This window comes from Streptomyces sp. NPDC001890 (genome assembly GCF_042891445.1).
In the GTDB taxonomy this organism is placed as follows: domain Bacteria; phylum Actinomycetota; class Actinomycetes; order Streptomycetales; family Streptomycetaceae; genus Streptomyces.
The window spans coordinates 22,815-39,039 of sequence record NZ_JBIATE010000008.1; the positions used below are offsets into that span (position 1 = coordinate 22,815).

A 16,225-nucleotide genomic window follows, 5' to 3' on the forward strand; every position below is an offset into this window, starting at 1 on the left:
AGGGGTGATCAGCCTTCCTGGAGGGTGGTGAGGCCGTGCTCGATGAAGACGGGGACGAGGTCGCCGATGCGGTCGAAGCCGGCGCCGACGGTCCGGCCGAGGGTGTAGCGGTAGTGGATGCCCTCCAGGATCACGGCGAGCTTGAACCAGGCGAACGCCGTGTACCAGGAGATGGCGGAGGTGTCGCGGCCGGAGCGGGCGGCATAGCGCTCGATCAGTTCGGCGGGGGAGGGGTGGCCCGCCGCGCCGCTGGTGGTGGAGACCGGGGAATCGGCCAGGCCGAGGTCGGAGCTGTACATCACCAGCAGGCCGAGGTCGGTCAGCGGGTCGCCGAGCGTCGACATCTCCCAGTCGAGTACGGCCTTGATCCGGTCGTCGGAGCCGATCAGGACGTTGTCCAGCCGGTAGTCGCCGTGCACGACGGTGGGCGCCGGGGAGACGGGCAGCTCGCGCCCGAGCGCGGCGTGCAGTTCGTCGATGCCGGGCAGCTCGCGGCCCCGCGAGGCGTCCAGCTGCTTGCCCCAGCGGCGCAGCTGCCGGTCGAGGAAGCCCTCCGGCCGCCCGAAGTCGCCGAGGCCGACCGGCTCCGGGTCCACGGCGTGCAGCGCGACCAGGGTGTCGACGAGCCCGAGGACCGCCTCCCGGGTGCGCTCGGCGCCCAGCGGGGCGAGCTGTCCGGCGGTGCGGTACGGGGTGCCCTCGACGTACTCCATGACGTAGAAGGGCGCCCCGGTCACCGAGTCGTCCTCGCAGAGCAGCACCGGTGCGGGCACCGGGACGGCCGTCGGGTGCAGCGCGCTGATCACCCGGTGCTCGCGCTTCATGTCGTGCGCGGTGGCCAGCACATGGCCCAGCGGGGGCCTGCGGACGACCCAGCGGCCGGTGCCGTCCGTGACGACGTACGTCAGGTTCGACCGGCCGCCCTCGATGATCCGCGCTTCGAGCGGTCCGCTCACCAGGCCCGGCCGCTCGCGGTCGAGATGTCCGCGCAGCCGGTCGAGGTCGAGACCTGGCGGGTGGACTGAGCTCATCGTGCGCACCTCCGGGGGTGAAAGACGGTCGGAGCCAATCATGCCGACCAGTCGGTATGTCGTCCAGTACGCGCCCGGGATCCGCCGGGTGGACGCGTGCCCGGGGCCCTCGGGCGGGCTCGGTTCCCACTTGGCCCGGAGTCTGGTTTTCAGTCGCATCTCTGAATATGGTTCACGTATGAATACAGAGCTGCTGATCGACGAAGTCCGGCTGACCCCGATCCTGATTGCCGACCCGCCGCTGCTCAACACCCAGGGCGTCCACCAGCCCTACACGCCGCGTCTGGTCGTGGAGGTCGTCACCCGAGGCGGAGTCACCGGCATCGGCGAGACGTACGGGGACGGCAAGTACCTCGAACTCGCCCGGCCGCTCGCCACGGCGCTCGCCGGTCGCCCGGTCAGCGATCTGAACGGCCTGTTCGCTCTGGCCGACGAGGTGTGCGGCGATTCGCGCGCGGCGGACGACCGGGTCGACGCGGGCGGACTGCGCGGCGTCCAGACCGCCGACAAGCTCCGGCTCTCCGTGGTCTCCGGCTTCGAGGTCGCCTGCCTGGACGCGCTGGGCAAGTCCCTCGGCCTGCCCGTGCACGCCCTGCTCGGCGGAAAGGTCCGCGACAGCGTCGAGTACAGCGCCTACCTCTTCTACCGCTGGGCCGCCCACCCGGACGGGGGTGAGAAGGACGACTGGGGCGCCGCCCTGGACCCGGCCGGTGTCGTCGCCCAGGCCCGGCGCTTCGCCCGCGAGTACGGCTTCTCCTCCTTCAAGCTCAAGGGCGGGGTCTTCGAGCCCGACCGGGAGATCGCCGCGATCCGCGCCCTGGCCGAGGCCTTCCCCGGCCGGCCGCTGCGCCTGGACCCCAACGGTGCCTGGTCGGCCGGGACCTCGCTGTACGTCGCCGAACAGCTGAAGGACGTACTCGAATACCTGGAGGACCCGGCGAGCGGCACGGACCTGATGGCCGAGGTCGCCGCCGGTACCGACGTGCCGCTGGCCACCAACATGTGCGTGACCACCCTCGCGGAGGTGCCGGAGGCCTTCGCCCGGGGCGCCGTGCAGGTGGTCCTCTCCGACCACCACTACTGGGGCGGGCTGCACCGTACCCGCGAACTGGCCGGGATCTGCCGCACCTTCGGCATCGGGCTCTCCATGCACTCCAACACCCACCTCGGCATCAGCCTCGCCGCGATGACCCATGTCGCGGCCACCGTGCCCAACCTCGACTACGCCTGCGACAGCCACTACCCCTGGCAGACCGAGGACGTCATCACCGCCCGCCACGTCTTCCGGGACGGCAGGCTCACCGTGTCGGACGCGCCCGGCCTCGGTGTCGAACTCGACCGCGAGCGCCTGGCCGCCCTGCACCGGCGCTGGCTCGACGACGACGGCACGATGCGCGAGCGCGACGACGCGGCCGCGATGCGCAAGGCCGAGCCGGAGTGGCAGACGCCGACGATCCCGCGCTGGTGAGGGGTTCCCGGGGCCCAGGTCGTGTCCGTGAAGTCCCGCCTGGCTCGCGACGCCTGGCACGCACGCTCGCGGCGTTGCCGGAATCGTCCTCGTACGCCCAGTACGAGAACGATGCTCCGCCTCGCGATCGCACGCACCGGACGCCGCGAGCCACGCCCTCCGGGCGTACGACGGGACTTCACGGACACGCCCCAGGGCGGCGGCCTGACTTGCGGGGGCCCGGACCCGCACCGATGGTCGGTGCATGAAGGCGATCAGCTACAGCGCGTACGGCGGGGCCGACGTCCTGGAGTACGGCGAGCGGCCCGGCCCCAGGGTCGGCCCGGACACCGTCCTGGTGAAGGTACGGGCCGCGGCCGTCAACCCGGTCGACTGGAAGGCCCGCGAGGGCTACCTCGACACCGCTCTGCAGGCCGTGTTCCCGGTGATCCCGGGCTGGGACGTGTCCGGTGTCGTCGTGCAGCCCGGCGCGGCCGTCGACGAGTTCGCGGTCGGCGACGAGGTCATCGGCTATGTGCGGGAGGACTTCCTCTCCCGCGGCACCTTCGCCGAATACGTCGCCGCACCCGTGCGCACCCTCGCCCGCAAGCCGCTGAGCCTCAGCTTCGAGGAGGCGGCCGGGCTGCCGCTGGCCGGTCTCACCGCCTACCAGGTCCTGCACCGCACCCTGCGGATCCGCGAGGGCGACACGGTCCTCGTCCACGCGGCGGCCGGCGGGGTGGGCTCGTTCGCCGTCCAGCTCGCCCGGCACGCCGGCGCCCGCGTCCTCGGTACCGCGAGCGAGCGCAACCACGACCACGTCCGGCAGCTCGGCGGCGAACCCGTGGCCTACGGGGACGGCCTCGCCGAGCGGCTGCGGGCCCTGGCCCCGGACGGCATCGACGCCGCGTTCGACACCGTCGGCGGCGAGGCGCTCCGGGTCTCCGCCGACGTGCTGAAGCCCCAGGGCCGCCTGGCCTCCATCGCGGACGGCGAGGTCCTCGCGTACGGCGGCCACTACGCCTACGTACGCCCGGACGCGGCCGACCTCACCCGGCTGGCCGAACTGGCCGAGCAGGGCATCGTCTCGGTCCATGTGGAGCGGGTCTTCCCGCTGGAACAGGCGGCGGACGCCCACCGGCTCAGCGAGCAGGGGCACACCCGCGGAAAGATCGTCGTCACCGTCCCCTGGGAGGTCCCGGAGCTCTGACGGCCCCCTGCCCGCTCCTGGTGACCGGCCCTCAGAACAGCATGGCGGCGGCGAACACCGCGAGCGCCACCGTGCACGCCGCCGCCGTCAGCGCACCGCGCGCCGACAGCGGACGCGGCCGGGCCGTCCCCATCCCGAGCACCCGCAGATGCGCCACCCGCAGGAAGCCCAGCCAGGCCAGCGCGCTCAGCGACACCGCCACGACCGAGGCCGGGCCCACCCCGCCGTGCAGCGCCTGCTTGACCGCCAGCAGCGCCACCACCGTGCACGACAGCGTCGTACGCCGCCAGGCCAGCCGGGTCCGCTCGGGCTGAAGGCCGGGGTCGCGGTCCACCGTGGTCATCGGCCCTCCCAGCCGAAGAGGACCACCACCACCATCGCCACCGCGACGACCCCGACGGCCAGCGCGAGCAGCGTCGGGAACCGGGAGACCGGCAGGTCCTCGCCGCGCCGCATCGCCCGCTCGCACCGCACCCAGTGGTTGACCGCCCGCAGCGCGCAGAGCACACCGGCCGCCAGCAGCGCGAGCGCCAGGCCGGCGCGGATCCCCCATGCCAGCTCCGGCAGGAACTGGTCGACCGCGAACCCGCCGCCGATCAGCGCCAGAGCCGTCCGGATCCAGGCGAGGAAGGTGCGCTCGTTGGCGAGCGAGAACCGGTAGTCGGGGGTTTCGCCCTCTTCGCGGATCCGCTGCGGCGCGAACCACAGCCGCAGGCTCTGTACGAATTCGTTCACGTGTGAACCTTATCTGCCGCGTTGCCGCCCCGCCGGTACCCGCCGTCCGGCTCAGGCGCCCGCCCGGAAGGCGCGCAGCCGGTGGTATGCCTCGACGCCGTCCGGCACCCACTCCCAGTCGCCGATCCGCCGCGCCAGCTCGTCATCGGTGAGGAAGGCGTACCAGTCGACCTCCTCCACCTGCGGGTTCACCGGCAGCTCGCACCGTACCTGGTAGACGTACGACCACCAGGAGTGCTCGGCGCTCTCGTACAGGAATTTGAAGAGCGGCTCCGGCCGGGGGAGCCCGGACACCCCCAGCTCCTCCTCGGCCTCCCGCAGCGCCGCCTGGTCGTACGACTCACCCGCGCCGACCACCCCGCCGACGAACATGTCGTAGTGGGACGGGAAGACCAGCTTGCCCGGGGTCCTGCGGTGGACGAAGAGCCGGCCCCGCGCGTCCCGGACCTCGATGAAGGCGCAGCGATGGCGAAGGCCCCGCGCGGTGGCCTCACCGCGCGGGGCCTGCCCCACGACCACGTCGTTCTCGTCGACGATGTCCAGGATCTCGTCAGAAGGAGTCATGCCCCTCATCCAACAGCAGACCGCTGTGGACGATCACTGCCCCATGACGTACTTGACGGTCGGGCCGGTGGTCCAGCCGCCGTCCACGGCCAGCTCGGCACCGGTGATGTACGAGGCGGCGTCCGAGAGCAGGAAGGTGACCGCCTCCGCGATCTCGAAGGCCTCGCCGACCCGGCCCATCGGGGTGTTCGGGTAGTTGCCCTCGCCCGACTGGATGCCGACGGCCGCGGTCATCGGCGTGTAGGTCATGCCCGGGTGCACCGAGTTCACCCGGATCCTCGCCGTGCCCAGTTCCACGGCGCCGACCTTCGTCAGACCGCGCACGCCCCACTTCGAGGCGCCGTAGCTGGAGGTCAGGGCGAGGCCCATCAGACCGGCGGCGGAGGAGATGTTGACGATCGAACCGCCACCGTTCTCCTTCATCACCGGGATCACCGTCTTCATACCGATGAAGACGGCCGTCAGGTTGATGTCGATGACCTTGCGGAAGTGCTCGACGCTCTCGCTCTCCAGCATCATGCCGGTGGATACGCCGGCGTTGTTGACCAGGCCGTCGATCCGGCCGAACTCGGCGACCGCGAACTCCGCGACCCGCTGCCAGCCCTCCTCGGAGGTCACGTCGTGGTGCATGAAGCGGGCCTTCGCCCCCAGCTCCGCGGCGGTGGCGGCACCCTCCTCGTCGAGCACGTCGGTGATCACCACATGGGCGCCGCCGGCCACCGCGAGGCGGGCGGCCTCGGCACCCAGGCCCCGGGCGCCGCCGGTGATGATGACGGTCTTGTCGGTGAGGTTGCTCTTGTCGGTCATGTCGTTTCCTTCGTGCGGTACAGATGCCAAGTGGTGCGGTTGGTCACGCGCTGCCCGGTGCGGGGGCGCACAGGAACGCGGTGGTGGTCTCGACGAGATCGGCGAGGAAGAGCTCGTCGCCGGTCAGCGTTTCGATGCCGTCGAGACGCTGGTGGGCGCGGTCGGCCAGGGCCGCGCCGATCAGGGTGAGCGCCAGATCGAGCCGCTCCAGGCGCACCGGGCCGGGCAGCTCGCCCAGCCGGTCCGCCATGCGGCCGATCAGCCGCCCGTAGGCGGTGCCGTCCAGGGCGGGGTGCAGCCGGCCGGTCCGCAGCCCGGTCTGGTGGGTGAGCTGGGCCGAGATCCGCAGGCAGCGGCGGCCCCGGTCGTCGGCGAGCAGGCTCGCCTCGGCCGCGATCAGCACGGCGAGCAGCTCCCGTACGCCGCAGTCCTCGCCCAGCTCGTCGAGGAGGGGGGCCAGCACCTGTTCGGTACGGGCCTGGCGGCCCGCCATCACCGCGTCGAGCAGCCCGGTCCGGGAACCGAAGTGGTACTGGACCGCGGACGGGTTGTTCTGCCCGGCCAGCCGGACGATGTCCCGCAGCTGGGCGCCGTCGGTGCCCTGTGCCGCGAAGACCTCCTCGGCCGCGCGGATCAGCTTCTCCCTGGTCTCCTGACCGGATGTTCGCGCCATGGCGCCATTCTAATGCTGGGCATTATTAAAAACCAGTGGAGGTGCCACCGGCCGGGCGGACCCCGCTCAGTTCGGCTGGAGGCTCTTCTCGCGGCGCCCGCCCACCGGTCCCTCGGGCATCGCCGGATGCAGCCCGAGCAGCACGATCCCGACGACGATCGCCACGAGGCCGACCGCCTGCCAGGCCAGCGCGCCGGCGTCGGTACGCAGCTGGTCGCCGAGGAAACCGATCCCGCAGGCGATCCCGGCCAGCGGCTGGGCGGCGGTCAGCGGCGGCAGCGAGACCCGGAGCGGGCCCGTCTCGAAGGCGCTCTGCACCAGCAGCAGCCCGGTCACCCCCAGCGCCACCACCGCGTACGGCTGCCACCCCGTCACCAGCGTCGCCCACCCCTCGTCGGACAGCCGCTGGCCGGTCACCCGGGTGAGCGCGTCCTGCAGCCCGTACAGCAGCCCGGCGGCCACCGCGAGCAGCGCGGGGGCGGCCCCGGAGCCGGAACGCTTGGCGAAGGCGGTGAGCAGCAACGCGGTGCCCACGACGGCGCCGATCACCAGCCAGTGCCGCAGCGGGCTGGTCTCGGCCTGGCCGCCCTGCGGCCGGCCCGCCAGCAGGAAGGCGGTGACCCCGCCGGCCAGCAGCCAGAGGCCGGCCCAGCCCTGGTGGCCGAGCCGCTGACCGGTGCGATGGCGGGACAGGACCATCGCGAAGAACAGATTGGTCGCGAGGAGGGGTTCGACGACGGACACCTCGCCCTTGCCCAGGGCCAGGGCGCCCAGCGCCATGCCGCAGACCATCAGCCCGATCCCGGCCAGCCAGCTCGGCACCCGCATCAGGTCCAGCAGCAGCCGGGGCGAGAGGTAGTCGCTCCTCGGGGCGTGCGAGGCGGCGGCCTGCTGCAGGACGAAGCCGAATCCCAGGCAGCAGGCGGCGCTCACGGCGAGAACGAGGACCAGCACCGACACGCTTCTACCTCAAGTCAGGCCAGAAGTGGGTGATTTGTCTCGACCATAACGCCTCGGTCCCAGGGGTGCGGCCGGAGCGCCGCCGACCGGGCGGTTGACGCCGCAGCGGCCGGTGCCGAAGATCTGACGCACGAGTAACTTCAGGCGCCGCGACGGTGCCGGAGCCGGACCCGTGGCCGTGACCGGATCGCCCCGACAAGGATGGAACCCATGGCGTACGACGCTGATGTGATCGTGATCGGGGCAGGGCTCGCCGGCCTGGTGGCCACCGCCGAGCTGGTCGACGCGGGCCGCTCGGTGATCCTGCTCGACCAGGAACCCGAGCAGTCGATCGGTGGCCAGGCGCACTGGTCCTTCGGCGGCCTCTTCCTCGTCGACTCGCCCGAGCAGCGCCGGATGCGGGTCAAGGACAGCCATGAGCTGGCCCTCCAGGACTGGCTCGGCACGGCGGGCTTCGACCGCGAGGAGGACCACTGGCCGCGGAAGTGGGCCGAGGCGTACGTCGACTTCGCGGCCGGTGAGAAGCGCTCCTGGCTGCACGCCCAGGGGCTGCGGCTCTTCCCCGTCGTCGGCTGGGCCGAGCGCGGCGGCTACGACGCGAACGGCCACGGCAACTCCGTACCCCGCTTCCACATCACCTGGGGCACCGGCCCCGGCGTCGTCGCCCCCTTCGAGCGCCGGGTCCGCGCGGGCGTCGCCAAGGGCCTCGTACAGTTCCGCTTCCGCCACCGGGTCACCGGCCTCGGCCGCACCGCGGGCGCCGTCGACACGGTGACCGGCGAGGTGCTGGAGCCGAGCGCGGCGGCCCGGGGCACCGCGAGCAGCCGGGAGGCCACCGGCACGTTCGAGCTGCGGGCCCAGGCGGTGATCGTCACCTCCGGCGGCATCGGCGGCAACCACGACCTCGTGCGCAAGCAGTGGCCCGCACGGCTGGGCACCCCGCCCGCGAAGATGCTCTCCGGCGTCCCCGCCCATGTCGACGGGCTGATGCTCGGTATCGCCGAGGAGGCCGGCGCCCACCACATCAACCGCGACCGGATGTGGCACTACACGGAGGGCATCGAGAACTGGAACCCGATCTGGGCCAGGCACGGCATCCGGATCCTGCCCGGACCGTCCTCGCTCTGGCTGGACGCCACCGGCAAGCGCCTCCCGGTCCCGCTCTTCCCGGGCTTCGACACCCTGGGCACCCTCGAACACATCATGCGGTCCGGCCACGACCACACCTGGTTCGTCCTCGACCGGAAGATCATCGGCAAGGAGTTCGCGCTCTCCGGATCCGAGCAGAACCCGGACCTCACCGGAAAATCGATCCGCGACGTCATAGGCCGGGCCCGCGCCGACGTACCAGCCCCGGTGAAGGCGTTCATGGACAACGGCGCGGACTTCGTCGTCGAGAAGGACCTCTCCGCACTCGTCCGGGGCATGAACGCGCTCACCGACGAACCGCTGATCGACGAGGCCGAACTGCGCCGCGAGATCACCGCACGCGACCGCGAGGTCGCCAACCCCTTCACCAAGGACCTCCAGATCACCGCGATCCACGGGGCCCGCGCCTACCTCGGCGACAAACTCATCCGCACCGCCGCGCCGCACCGCATCCTCGACCCCAAGGCCGGCCCGCTGATCGCCGTACGGCTGAACATCCTGACCCGCAAGTCGCTCGGCGGCCTGGAGACGGACCTGTCCTCCCGGGTGCTGACCGAGGACGGCACCCCGCTGGACGGTGTGTACGCGGCGGGGGAGGCGGCCGGCTTCGGCGGCGGCGGGGTGCACGGCTACCGGTCGCTGGAAGGGACCTTCCTCGGCGGCTGCATCTTCTCCGGCCGGGCGGCCGGCCGGGCGGCGGCGAAGGCGGTCGGCTAGGAAGTCGGCCGACCGGAAAGCGGCCGACCGGAAAGCGGCCGACCGGAAAGCGGCCGACCGGAAAGCGGCCGACCGGAAAGCGGCCGACCGGAAAGCGGCCATCCCGGAAGAAGGCCGTCCGGAGCCGACCGGAGGGCCTACCGCTCCTCCGCCCCCACGACGGGGTCCAGCAGCTCGACGACCCGGAACCGTTCGGCGACCACCATGGTGTCGTCGTCGACGGTGAAATCCGGGTCGCCGAGCGCCTCCCGCATCTCCTCGCCGTGCCAGAACCTCTCGTGCCCCGCACGCCACTGGGCGACCGAGGTGTCGCCCTCGCCCTCGTCGATCACGTGCTGGAGGTCGACGTCGCCCAGGCGCAGCACCCGTACCTCCGTCACCTCCAGCACCGCGGTCTCCCGGCCGTCCGAGTCGATCAGCGCGGAGCGCTCACCCACCGGAGGCAGCTCCTCCTTCTCCGCCTCGTACTCCGCGAGCAGCCCGGTCGTCGAGACCTTCGTACCGGCGAGCACCGCCCCCACCAGCTGATCGCGCAGCGGTCCGGGGAAGGCGAGCAGGAAGGGCTTGAGGGGTTCACGGTTCGACATGGCGCCAAGTCTGACATGCCCCCCGGGGCGCGGCGCCGGGCCGATTGCCGGGCCGGGTCGGCCAACTCCGCACCGGGCGGCCGAAGTTGGCCGCACCTGTGGGCGGGCCGCGCCCGGCCCCTGGAAACCGGCGGCCGCAACTGGTCGAATGGCCGGGTGAACAGTCGCCCTCCCGACGCCGAAGGCACCCCCGTGGGCCGCCGTCTCGTCCTGGCCATGCTCGGCCTGGGCGCCGCCGGGGTCGTTGCCGCACCCGTGCTGCAACGCACGCTGGAATCCGGTCTCGGCGCGGTCGCCGACAAGGACCCCACCGGCCTGACCGGGCTGCTGCCCAACGGTGGCGGCTTCCGCTACTACTCCGTCACCTCCTCCGTGCCGGAGAAGAGTGCGGACGACTACCGGCTGACCGTGGACGGCCTGGTCGACCGCCCGGCCACGTACACCCTGGACGACCTGAAGGGCCTCCCGCAGACCCGCATGGTCCGTGACGTCCAGTGCGTCACCGGCTGGCGGGTGCCGGGGACGCCCTTCGAAGGGGTCCGGCTCTCCGCGCTGCTGGACGCGGCGGGCGTACGGCCCGGGGCGAAGGCCGTCCGCTTCACCTGCTTCGACGGCGCCTACAGCGAGAGCCTCACCCTCGCCCAGGCCCGCCGCGCCGACGTACTGGTCGCGCTGCGCATGCGGGACAGCCCACTGACCCACGCGCACGGCGGGCCGGTCCGGCTCTACGTGGCCCCGATGTACTTCTACAAGTCGGCGAAATGGCTCTCCGGGATCACCGTCACCGACTCCGTGCGCCCCGGCTACTGGGAGGAGCTCGGCTATGACGTCGATGCCTGGGTCGGCCGGTCCAACGGCCGCGACGACGCCCCCACCGTCTGACCGCGTCCAGCGCTTCACCCGTGCGGAGCGCTGGGTGCACCGGACCACGGCGGCGCTGATGCTGGTCTGTGTGGCGGGCGCGGCCTGTCTGTACGTGCCCCAGCTCGCCGAGCTCGTCGGCCGCCGCCGGCTCGTGGTCACCGTGCACGAGTGGTCCGGGGTGCTGACCCCGGTGCCCGTCCTGGCCGGTCTGCTGTCCCGGGCTTTCCGGGCCGACCTGTCCCGGCTCAACCGTTTCGGGCCGCACGACCGGCAGTGGCTGCGGGCGGTGCGCCGCCGCGACCACCGGCCGGAATCCCGGCCGGCCGGGAAGTTCAACGCCGGACAGAAGCTCTACGCGGCATGGATCGCGGGTGCCACGCTGGTGATGGCCGGCACCGGCGTACTGATGTGGTTCACCGGCCTCGCCCCGCTGCCCTGGCGCACCGGCGCGACCTTCGTCCACGACTGGCTGGCGCTCGCGGTCGGCATCGTGCTGGCTGGACACATGGCAATGGCGCTCGCCGACCCGGAGGCACGCCGTGGCATGCGCACCGGGTCGGTCGAGCGCCATTGGGCACGGTCACAGCATGCGCTGTGGGGGGAGGACCGTGCGGGCGGCCGCGCGCCGGACCCCGTCCTAGAGGACTAGCGACAGCAGCAGGATGAAGGCCAGCGAGACCACGGAGATGATCGTCTCCATCACCGACCAGGTCTTCACCGTCTGTCCGACGTTCATGCCGAAGTATTCCTTCACCAGCCAGAATCCGGCGTCATTGACATGGCTGAAGAAGAGCGAGCCCGCGCCGACGGCGAGGACCAGCAGAGCGGCGTGGGTCGTCGACATGTCGGCGGCCAGCGGGGCGACCAGACCGGCCGCCGAGATGGTGGCCACGGTCGCCGAACCGGTCGCCAGCCGGATCGCGACGGCGATCAGCCAGCCCAGCAGCAGCGCCGGGATCGACCAGTCCTTGGAGAAGTCCAGGATCATCTGGCCCACGCCGGCGTCGATCAGGGTCTGCTTGAAACCGCCGCCCGCGCCCACGATCAGCAGGACACCGGCGATCGGGGCCAGCGACTTCTCGACGGTGGTGGAGAGCCGGCCCTTGGAGAACCCGGCCGCCCGGCCCAGCGTGAACATGCCGACTATGACGGCCGCGAGCAGCGCGATCAGCGGCGAGCCGATCACATCGGTGACCTTCTGCAGGCCCTGCTCCGGGTCGTCCACCACGATGTCGACCAGGGCCTTGACCAGCATCAGTACGACCGGCAGCAGGATCGTCGCCAGGGTGGCGCCGAAGCTGGGACGACGGTCCAGGTCCTCCGAAGGACGCTGCGGAATCATCTTCTCCGGAGCCTGGATGTCCACCCAGCGCGCCGCGTAGCGGGAGAAGACCGGCCCGGCGATGATCACGGTCGGGATCGCGACCAGCACACCCAGCGCCAGCGTGACCCCGAGGTTGGCGCCGAGGGCGTCGATCGCCACCAGCGGGCCGGGGTGCGGCGGGATCAGGCCGTGCATCACGGAGAGGCCGGCCAGTGCCGGGATACCGATCCGCATCAGGGAGAAGTTGCCGCGCTTGGCGACGAGCAGCACCACCGGGATCAGCAGCACGATGCCGACCTCGAAGAAGAGCGGCAGACCGATGATCGAGGCGATCAGCACCATCGCCCACGGCATGGAACGCCTGCTCGCCCTGGCCAGGATGGTGTCGACGATCTGGTCCGCGCCGCCGGAGTCGGCCAGCAGCTTGCCCAGGATCGCGCCGAGCGCGATCAGCACACCGACGCCCGCGACGGTCGAGCCGAGGCCGGCGGTGAAGCTGGCGATCGTCTTGGCCGGAGCGGCACCGGCGAACGAGCCGAGCGCCAGCGAGCCGATGGTCAGCGCGAGGAACGCGTGCATCTTGAACTTGGTGATGAGCAGAACGATGACGGCGATGCCCGCCAGAACGGCGACACCCAACTGTGCGTTGCCTGCCGAAGTGATCGGTTCGACGGCGTCCGCTGCCAACATCTCGACACTGAGACTGGTCACGGTGGTGATCCTTAGCTATCGAGCCGGCGCAGCGCGGCGACGGCTCGCTCGGTGATTTCTTCAGGGGTGCCGGACACGTCGACCGAGACACCGGCCTCGTCCTCCTGCAGCGGCTGCAGGGTGGCGAACTGCGAGTCGAGCAGCGCGGTGGGCATGAAGTGCCCCTTGCGCTCCGCCATGCGCCGCTCGATCAGAGCCCGGTCGCCGGTCAGGTGGAGGAAGACCGCACCGGGGGCCTCGGCGCGCAGCCGGTCCCGGTAGGCCCGCTTCAGCGCCGAGCTGCTCACCACTCCGCCGAGCCCGGCCCGGCCGTGGGCCCACTGGCCGATCGCGTCGAGCCAGGGCCACCGGTCGGAGTCGTCCAGCGGGATGCCGGCCGACATCTTGGCGATGTTCGCCGCGGGATGGAAGTCATCGCCCTCTGCGTACGGAACGCCGAGTGCGGCGGCGAGCAGGGGGCCGATCGTGGTCTTGCCGGTCCCTGCTACGCCCATCACCACGACGACGTGGGGGGTGCTCATTGGTGGTGCCTCGCAGTCTTGTTCGACGTCTTCCTCGACATCGGTCCGTCGCGCTACTGAAACCTATACGTACGACTTATTCAAGATTCTGTGACGTAAACGTCGTACTTTTTGTTCCTGACGGGCGCCCCGTAGGCTGTGCTCATGACCACACAGGGCGCCGGGCTGCATACACATGTGCTGGACACCCTGGGTCTGGAGATCGCCGCCGGGGTGCACCCGCCGGGACAGGTGCTGCGCACCGACGAGCTGGCCCAGCGCTTCGACGTCTCGCGCACCGTCGTGCGGGAAGTGATCCGCGTCCTGGAGTCCATGCACCTGGTCGAGTCCCGGCGCCGGGTCGGTGTGACGGTGCGGCCGACCGAGGCGTGGAACGTCTACGATCCGCAGGTCATCCGGTGGCGGCTGGCCGGCGCCGACCGCCCGCGCCAGCTGCGCTCCCTGACCGTGCTGCGGTCGGCGATCGAACCGGTCGCGGCCGGCCTCGCCGCCCGCAACGCGAGCCCGGAGCAGTGCGCGGCCCTCACCGAGTGCGCGCTCGGCATGGTCGCCACCTCGCGCGGCCAGCAGCTGGAGGGCTATCTGGAGCACGACATCGCGTTCCACCGGATCGTGCTCAACGCCTCCGGCAACGAGATGTTCGCGCGGCTCGGCGACGTCGTCGCCGAGGTCCTGGCGGGTCGCACCCACCACCAGGTGATGTTCGAGGACCCCGACCCGGCCGCGGTCACCCTCCACGTCCGGCTCGCCGAGGCGGTGCGCGAGGGCGACGCGGTGGCGGCGGAGCGGCTGACGAAGGAGATCGCGGTGGGCGCCCTGCACGAGCTGGACGTGCTCGCCCCCTGAGCCACGGCTCCCCGGGCATACGGCGGCCCCGCGTCCCCGGACACCCGGCGGCCCCCGCGGAATCGCTCCGCGGGGGCCGCCGGTTCGGCCGGTTCGGCCGGTACGCAGGGTCAGCCGCTGTGCCCGTGATGGCCGCCGTGTCCGGCGCCGTGGTCGAACTTCACCGCCTCGGGCGGCATCACGACGAACGGCCGCATCATGCCCATGTCCTCGTGCTCCAGTAGATGGCAGTGGTACATGAACCGCCCGTACGCCCCGTCGAACTTCCCGAGCACCTTCACCAACTGCCCGGCAGGCACCCGGAAGACGTCCTTCCAGCCCTGCTCGTTCGGTGCCGTCGGGATCGTGGTGCCATGGTCGAACGCCACGGGGGAGCGGGTGCCGCCGAGTTCCGGGTCGAAGCCGTCGAGCTCGTACGCCTCCCGGCCCATCACCTGGAAGTCCGCCAGATGGATGTGCATCGGATGCGTCGGACCGCCCAGGTTGAGGAACGACCACTGCTCGAAGGCGCCTTCGCCCACCGTGAAGCCGAGCCCGTCGTTGAAGGTCCGTGCGGTCCTTCGGTACGTACGCACCGTGCCGTCCTCGCCCCGGACCTGGACGACACCGTCCGAGGGCACGTGCACCTCGGCGGCGTCCTCGACCTCCGCCATCTCCCAGATCTCCGGGTGACCGCCGCCGCCGACCGTGCCCGGCACCGTCAGCACCACGAGCCGGTGCCCGTGCTCCACCTGGCCGTGCTCGTACCGCCGGAAGGAACCGGACAGCACCTCGGGCAGCTCGAAACCGTCCAGCTGCCCCGTCTCCCGTACCCGGAACTCCATCACCTGCGGGAACGGCACGTTCGTGGCAGGGTCCGGCACCCCCGGCGCGAGCTTGCCGCGGTTGACCAGCCGGACCCGGCGGCCGGCCAGCGCCGAGAAGTCGATCAGCAGATCCATCCGCTCGGCCGGGGCGATCGTCAGCTGCGGCAGCACCTCGTCGAAGTCGACCGGCACCGGGCGCGGCAACAGCCCGCCGTCACTGCCGATCTGCCGGATCACACCCGGGACCGGGTTGTTGTCCTCGTCGACCAGCACCAGGTCGTAGATCCGCGCGTTGGACGCGTTGACCAGCCGGAAGCGGTACCACGCGTCGTCCACGTCCAGATGGGGCCAGATACGGCCGTTGACCGTCGTGTACGGGCCGAAGAACGGCAACGACACCGGCTTGCCGGTCTCCGGATCGGCCTCCACGAGCACCGTCGTCTTGTGCAGCAGCCGCCCGTTGAGCCGGCCGTCCTCGTCGGTGTCCAGATTGCGGTCGGCCAGGATCAGCGGCAACTCCCGGTCGCCGGACGGCAGACCGAGCGCGTCCTCCTCGTCGTCCCTGATCAGATAGGTGCCGACGAGCCCGGCGTACACGTTCCACCGGGTGATGTTCATGGCGTGGTCGTGGTACCACCACTGGGCGGCCTGATGGTCGTTCGGGTACTCCGAGAGCTGCGCGTCGCCGAAGCCGACCGCGTTGTCCGCCCAGCCGTCGTTGCCGCCACCGGTCTGCGCGCCGTGCAGATGCGTCACCGTCCACGCGGGCAGCGCGGCGACATCCGGGTTCGGCTCGACGCCGTCGCGTCCGGGGCGGTTGTGCGGTGCCGGTTCGCCCTGCTTGACCGGGCCGACCTCCACCGCCGTGACCGGGTACTCGCTGCCCTTGGGAATGCGGTTGGTCCAGGCGATCCTGACCCGCTCCCCGCGCCGCACCTCGATGGTCGGTCCCGGCACCGTGCCGTTGTACCCCCACATCAGGGTCGGCGGCAGTTGCGCGTGCAGCCGCACCCAGGTGGGCGACAGCGCGATCTCCGTCTCGCGGAGCACGTCCCCGGTCCGCGGGCGCAGCACCGGCGGGACGGGCAACGCGTCGGTGTACGGCACGAGTCCGCCGACCGGCGCCACGGGCGGGGCCGCTCCGGAACCCGTTGCCGGCCCGACGGTCCGCGGGCCGGTCCACCCCGACTTCTCCATGATTTCCGTCAAGGTACTTCCCCCATGATCAGTGATTCCACTGCTGACGGACCACACGACCCCTGCCGCCGCAGGT

The 16,225-nt window shown here is 71.6% G+C and carries 17 protein-coding genes; 6 read left to right on the forward strand and 11 right to left on the reverse strand.

All coding sequences use genetic code 11. The features are described from left to right. Positions 1-8 precede the first annotated feature (8 nt). A complete protein-coding gene (locus ACFYY1_RS21085) occupies positions 9-1,031 on the reverse strand; it encodes a phosphotransferase family protein (protein ID WP_388587627.1) in 1,023 nt (340 codons plus the stop codon). A 178-nt stretch (positions 1,032-1,209) separates the two neighbouring features. Between ACFYY1_RS21085 and ACFYY1_RS21090 the strand changes: the two genes are divergently transcribed. Further along, positions 1,210-2,499 carry a glucarate dehydratase family protein gene (locus ACFYY1_RS21090; RefSeq protein WP_388587629.1) on the forward strand — a complete coding sequence of 430 codons (1,290 nt, stop codon included), beginning with the start codon at positions 1,210-1,212 and terminating at the stop codon, positions 2,497-2,499. 244 nt (positions 2,500-2,743) lie between these two features. After that, entirely contained in the window at positions 2,744-3,688 is a 945-nt protein-coding gene (locus tag ACFYY1_RS21095; RefSeq protein ID WP_388587632.1) for an NADP-dependent oxidoreductase, read from the forward strand. 31 nt (positions 3,689-3,719) lie between these two features. Here ACFYY1_RS21095 and ACFYY1_RS21100 read toward each other — a convergent pair whose 3' ends face one another. The 6 genes from ACFYY1_RS21100 to ACFYY1_RS21125 form a co-directional block, all read right to left on the reverse strand. Continuing rightward, positions 3,720-4,031, reverse strand: a complete 312-nt coding sequence (locus ACFYY1_RS21100; protein WP_388587635.1) for a DUF202 domain-containing protein — start codon at positions 4,029-4,031, stop codon at positions 3,720-3,722. Continuing rightward, positions 4,028-4,423 (reverse strand): DUF202 domain-containing protein, encoded by a 396-nt coding sequence (locus ACFYY1_RS21105; RefSeq protein WP_358940987.1) that lies wholly within the window; start codon positions 4,421-4,423, stop codon positions 4,028-4,030. Before ACFYY1_RS21105 ends, ACFYY1_RS21100 begins: the two co-directional genes overlap by 4 nt. Before the next feature lie 51 nt (positions 4,424-4,474). Further along, positions 4,475-4,987 carry an NUDIX hydrolase gene (locus ACFYY1_RS21110; RefSeq protein WP_388587637.1) on the reverse strand — a complete coding sequence of 171 codons (513 nt, stop codon included), beginning with the start codon at positions 4,985-4,987 and terminating at the stop codon, positions 4,475-4,477. Between the two features lie 33 nt (positions 4,988-5,020). After that, complete coding sequence (locus ACFYY1_RS21115; RefSeq protein WP_388587640.1) at positions 5,021-5,794, reverse strand: glucose 1-dehydrogenase; 774 nt, start codon at positions 5,792-5,794, stop codon at positions 5,021-5,023. 43 nt (positions 5,795-5,837) lie between these two features. After that, positions 5,838-6,467: a TetR/AcrR family transcriptional regulator gene (locus tag ACFYY1_RS21120; RefSeq protein WP_388587642.1), complete on the reverse strand. Its 630-nt coding sequence runs from the start codon at positions 6,465-6,467 to the stop codon at positions 5,838-5,840. A gap of 66 nt (positions 6,468-6,533) precedes the next feature. Next, positions 6,534-7,427 carry a DMT family transporter gene (locus ACFYY1_RS21125; protein WP_388587644.1) on the reverse strand — a complete coding sequence of 298 codons (894 nt, stop codon included), beginning with the start codon at positions 7,425-7,427 and terminating at the stop codon, positions 6,534-6,536. Between the two features lie 210 nt (positions 7,428-7,637). On the opposite strand from ACFYY1_RS21125, the gene ACFYY1_RS21130 reads away from it, so the two are divergent. Then, positions 7,638-9,293 carry an FAD-binding dehydrogenase gene (locus ACFYY1_RS21130; RefSeq protein WP_388587647.1) on the forward strand — a complete coding sequence of 552 codons (1,656 nt, stop codon included), beginning with the start codon at positions 7,638-7,640 and terminating at the stop codon, positions 9,291-9,293. A 137-nt stretch (positions 9,294-9,430) separates the two neighbouring features. Here ACFYY1_RS21130 and ACFYY1_RS21135 read toward each other — a convergent pair whose 3' ends face one another. Beyond that, complete coding sequence (locus tag ACFYY1_RS21135; RefSeq protein WP_266736125.1) at positions 9,431-9,880, reverse strand: ASCH domain-containing protein; 450 nt, start codon at positions 9,878-9,880, stop codon at positions 9,431-9,433. A 216-nt stretch (positions 9,881-10,096) separates the two neighbouring features. Between ACFYY1_RS21135 and ACFYY1_RS21140 the strand changes: the two genes are divergently transcribed. Both ACFYY1_RS21140 and ACFYY1_RS21145 read left to right on the forward strand, forming a co-directional pair. Further along, positions 10,097-10,762, forward strand: a complete 666-nt coding sequence (locus tag ACFYY1_RS21140) for a molybdopterin-dependent oxidoreductase (protein WP_388588091.1) — start codon at positions 10,097-10,099, stop codon at positions 10,760-10,762. Then, positions 10,713-11,393 carry a cytochrome b/b6 domain-containing protein gene (locus ACFYY1_RS21145; RefSeq protein WP_388588094.1) on the forward strand — a complete coding sequence of 227 codons (681 nt, stop codon included), beginning with the start codon at positions 10,713-10,715 and terminating at the stop codon, positions 11,391-11,393. The genes ACFYY1_RS21140 and ACFYY1_RS21145 overlap by 50 nt, the downstream gene beginning before the upstream one ends. On the opposite strand, the gene ACFYY1_RS21150 is transcribed toward ACFYY1_RS21145, so the two are convergent. After that, complete coding sequence (locus ACFYY1_RS21150) at positions 11,382-12,779, reverse strand: gluconate:H+ symporter (RefSeq protein WP_388587650.1); 1,398 nt, start codon at positions 12,777-12,779, stop codon at positions 11,382-11,384. The genes ACFYY1_RS21145 and ACFYY1_RS21150 overlap by 12 nt on opposite strands. 11 nt (positions 12,780-12,790) lie before the next feature. Continuing rightward, a complete protein-coding gene (locus tag ACFYY1_RS21155; RefSeq protein ID WP_388587653.1) occupies positions 12,791-13,300 on the reverse strand; it encodes a gluconokinase in 510 nt (169 codons plus the stop codon). A gap of 144 nt (positions 13,301-13,444) precedes the next feature. Between ACFYY1_RS21155 and ACFYY1_RS21160 the strand changes: the two genes are divergently transcribed. Then, positions 13,445-14,146 carry a FadR/GntR family transcriptional regulator gene (locus ACFYY1_RS21160; protein WP_388587655.1) on the forward strand — a complete coding sequence of 234 codons (702 nt, stop codon included), beginning with the start codon at positions 13,445-13,447 and terminating at the stop codon, positions 14,144-14,146. Positions 14,147-14,256: 110 nt separating this feature from the next. Here the strand turns inward: ACFYY1_RS21160 and phsA are convergent, their stop codons facing one another. Beyond that, the gene (gene phsA / locus ACFYY1_RS21165) at positions 14,257-16,149 is read right to left on the reverse strand and encodes an O-aminophenol oxidase PhsA (protein ID WP_388588097.1); all 1,893 of its coding nucleotides are present in this window, start codon (positions 16,147-16,149) and stop codon (positions 14,257-14,259) included. Positions 16,150-16,225 lie beyond the last annotated feature (76 nt).

What these genes read in the sequence shown, in the direction of transcription:
- ACFYY1_RS21085 (WP_388587627.1), bottom strand. Translation starts at nt 1,031, where the DNA reads ATGAGCTCAGTCCACCCGCCAGGTCTCGACCTCGACCGGCTGCGCGGA.
- ACFYY1_RS21090 (WP_388587629.1), top strand. Translation starts at nt 1,210, where the DNA reads ATGAATACAGAGCTGCTGATCGACGAAGTCCGGCTGACCCCGATCCTG.
- ACFYY1_RS21095 (WP_388587632.1), top strand. Translation starts at nt 2,744, where the DNA reads ATGAAGGCGATCAGCTACAGCGCGTACGGCGGGGCCGACGTCCTGGAG.
- ACFYY1_RS21100 (WP_388587635.1), bottom strand. Translation starts at nt 4,031, where the DNA reads ATGACCACGGTGGACCGCGACCCCGGCCTTCAGCCCGAGCGGACCCGG.
- ACFYY1_RS21110 (WP_388587637.1), bottom strand. Translation starts at nt 4,987, where the DNA reads ATGACTCCTTCTGACGAGATCCTGGACATCGTCGACGAGAACGACGTG.
- ACFYY1_RS21115 (WP_388587640.1), bottom strand. Translation starts at nt 5,794, where the DNA reads ATGACCGACAAGAGCAACCTCACCGACAAGACCGTCATCATCACCGGC.
- ACFYY1_RS21120 (WP_388587642.1), bottom strand. Translation starts at nt 6,467, where the DNA reads ATGGCGCGAACATCCGGTCAGGAGACCAGGGAGAAGCTGATCCGCGCG.
- ACFYY1_RS21130 (WP_388587647.1), top strand. Translation starts at nt 7,638, where the DNA reads ATGGCGTACGACGCTGATGTGATCGTGATCGGGGCAGGGCTCGCCGGC.
- ACFYY1_RS21135 (WP_266736125.1), bottom strand. Translation starts at nt 9,880, where the DNA reads ATGTCGAACCGTGAACCCCTCAAGCCCTTCCTGCTCGCCTTCCCCGGA.
- ACFYY1_RS21140 (WP_388588091.1), top strand. Translation starts at nt 10,097, where the DNA reads ATGCTCGGCCTGGGCGCCGCCGGGGTCGTTGCCGCACCCGTGCTGCAA.
- ACFYY1_RS21145 (WP_388588094.1), top strand. Translation starts at nt 10,713, where the DNA reads ATGCCTGGGTCGGCCGGTCCAACGGCCGCGACGACGCCCCCACCGTCT.
- ACFYY1_RS21155 (WP_388587653.1), bottom strand. Translation starts at nt 13,300, where the DNA reads ATGAGCACCCCCCACGTCGTCGTGGTGATGGGCGTAGCAGGGACCGGC.
- ACFYY1_RS21160 (WP_388587655.1), top strand. Translation starts at nt 13,445, where the DNA reads ATGACCACACAGGGCGCCGGGCTGCATACACATGTGCTGGACACCCTG.
- phsA (WP_388588097.1), bottom strand. Translation starts at nt 16,149, where the DNA reads ATGGAGAAGTCGGGGTGGACCGGCCCGCGGACCGTCGGGCCGGCAACG.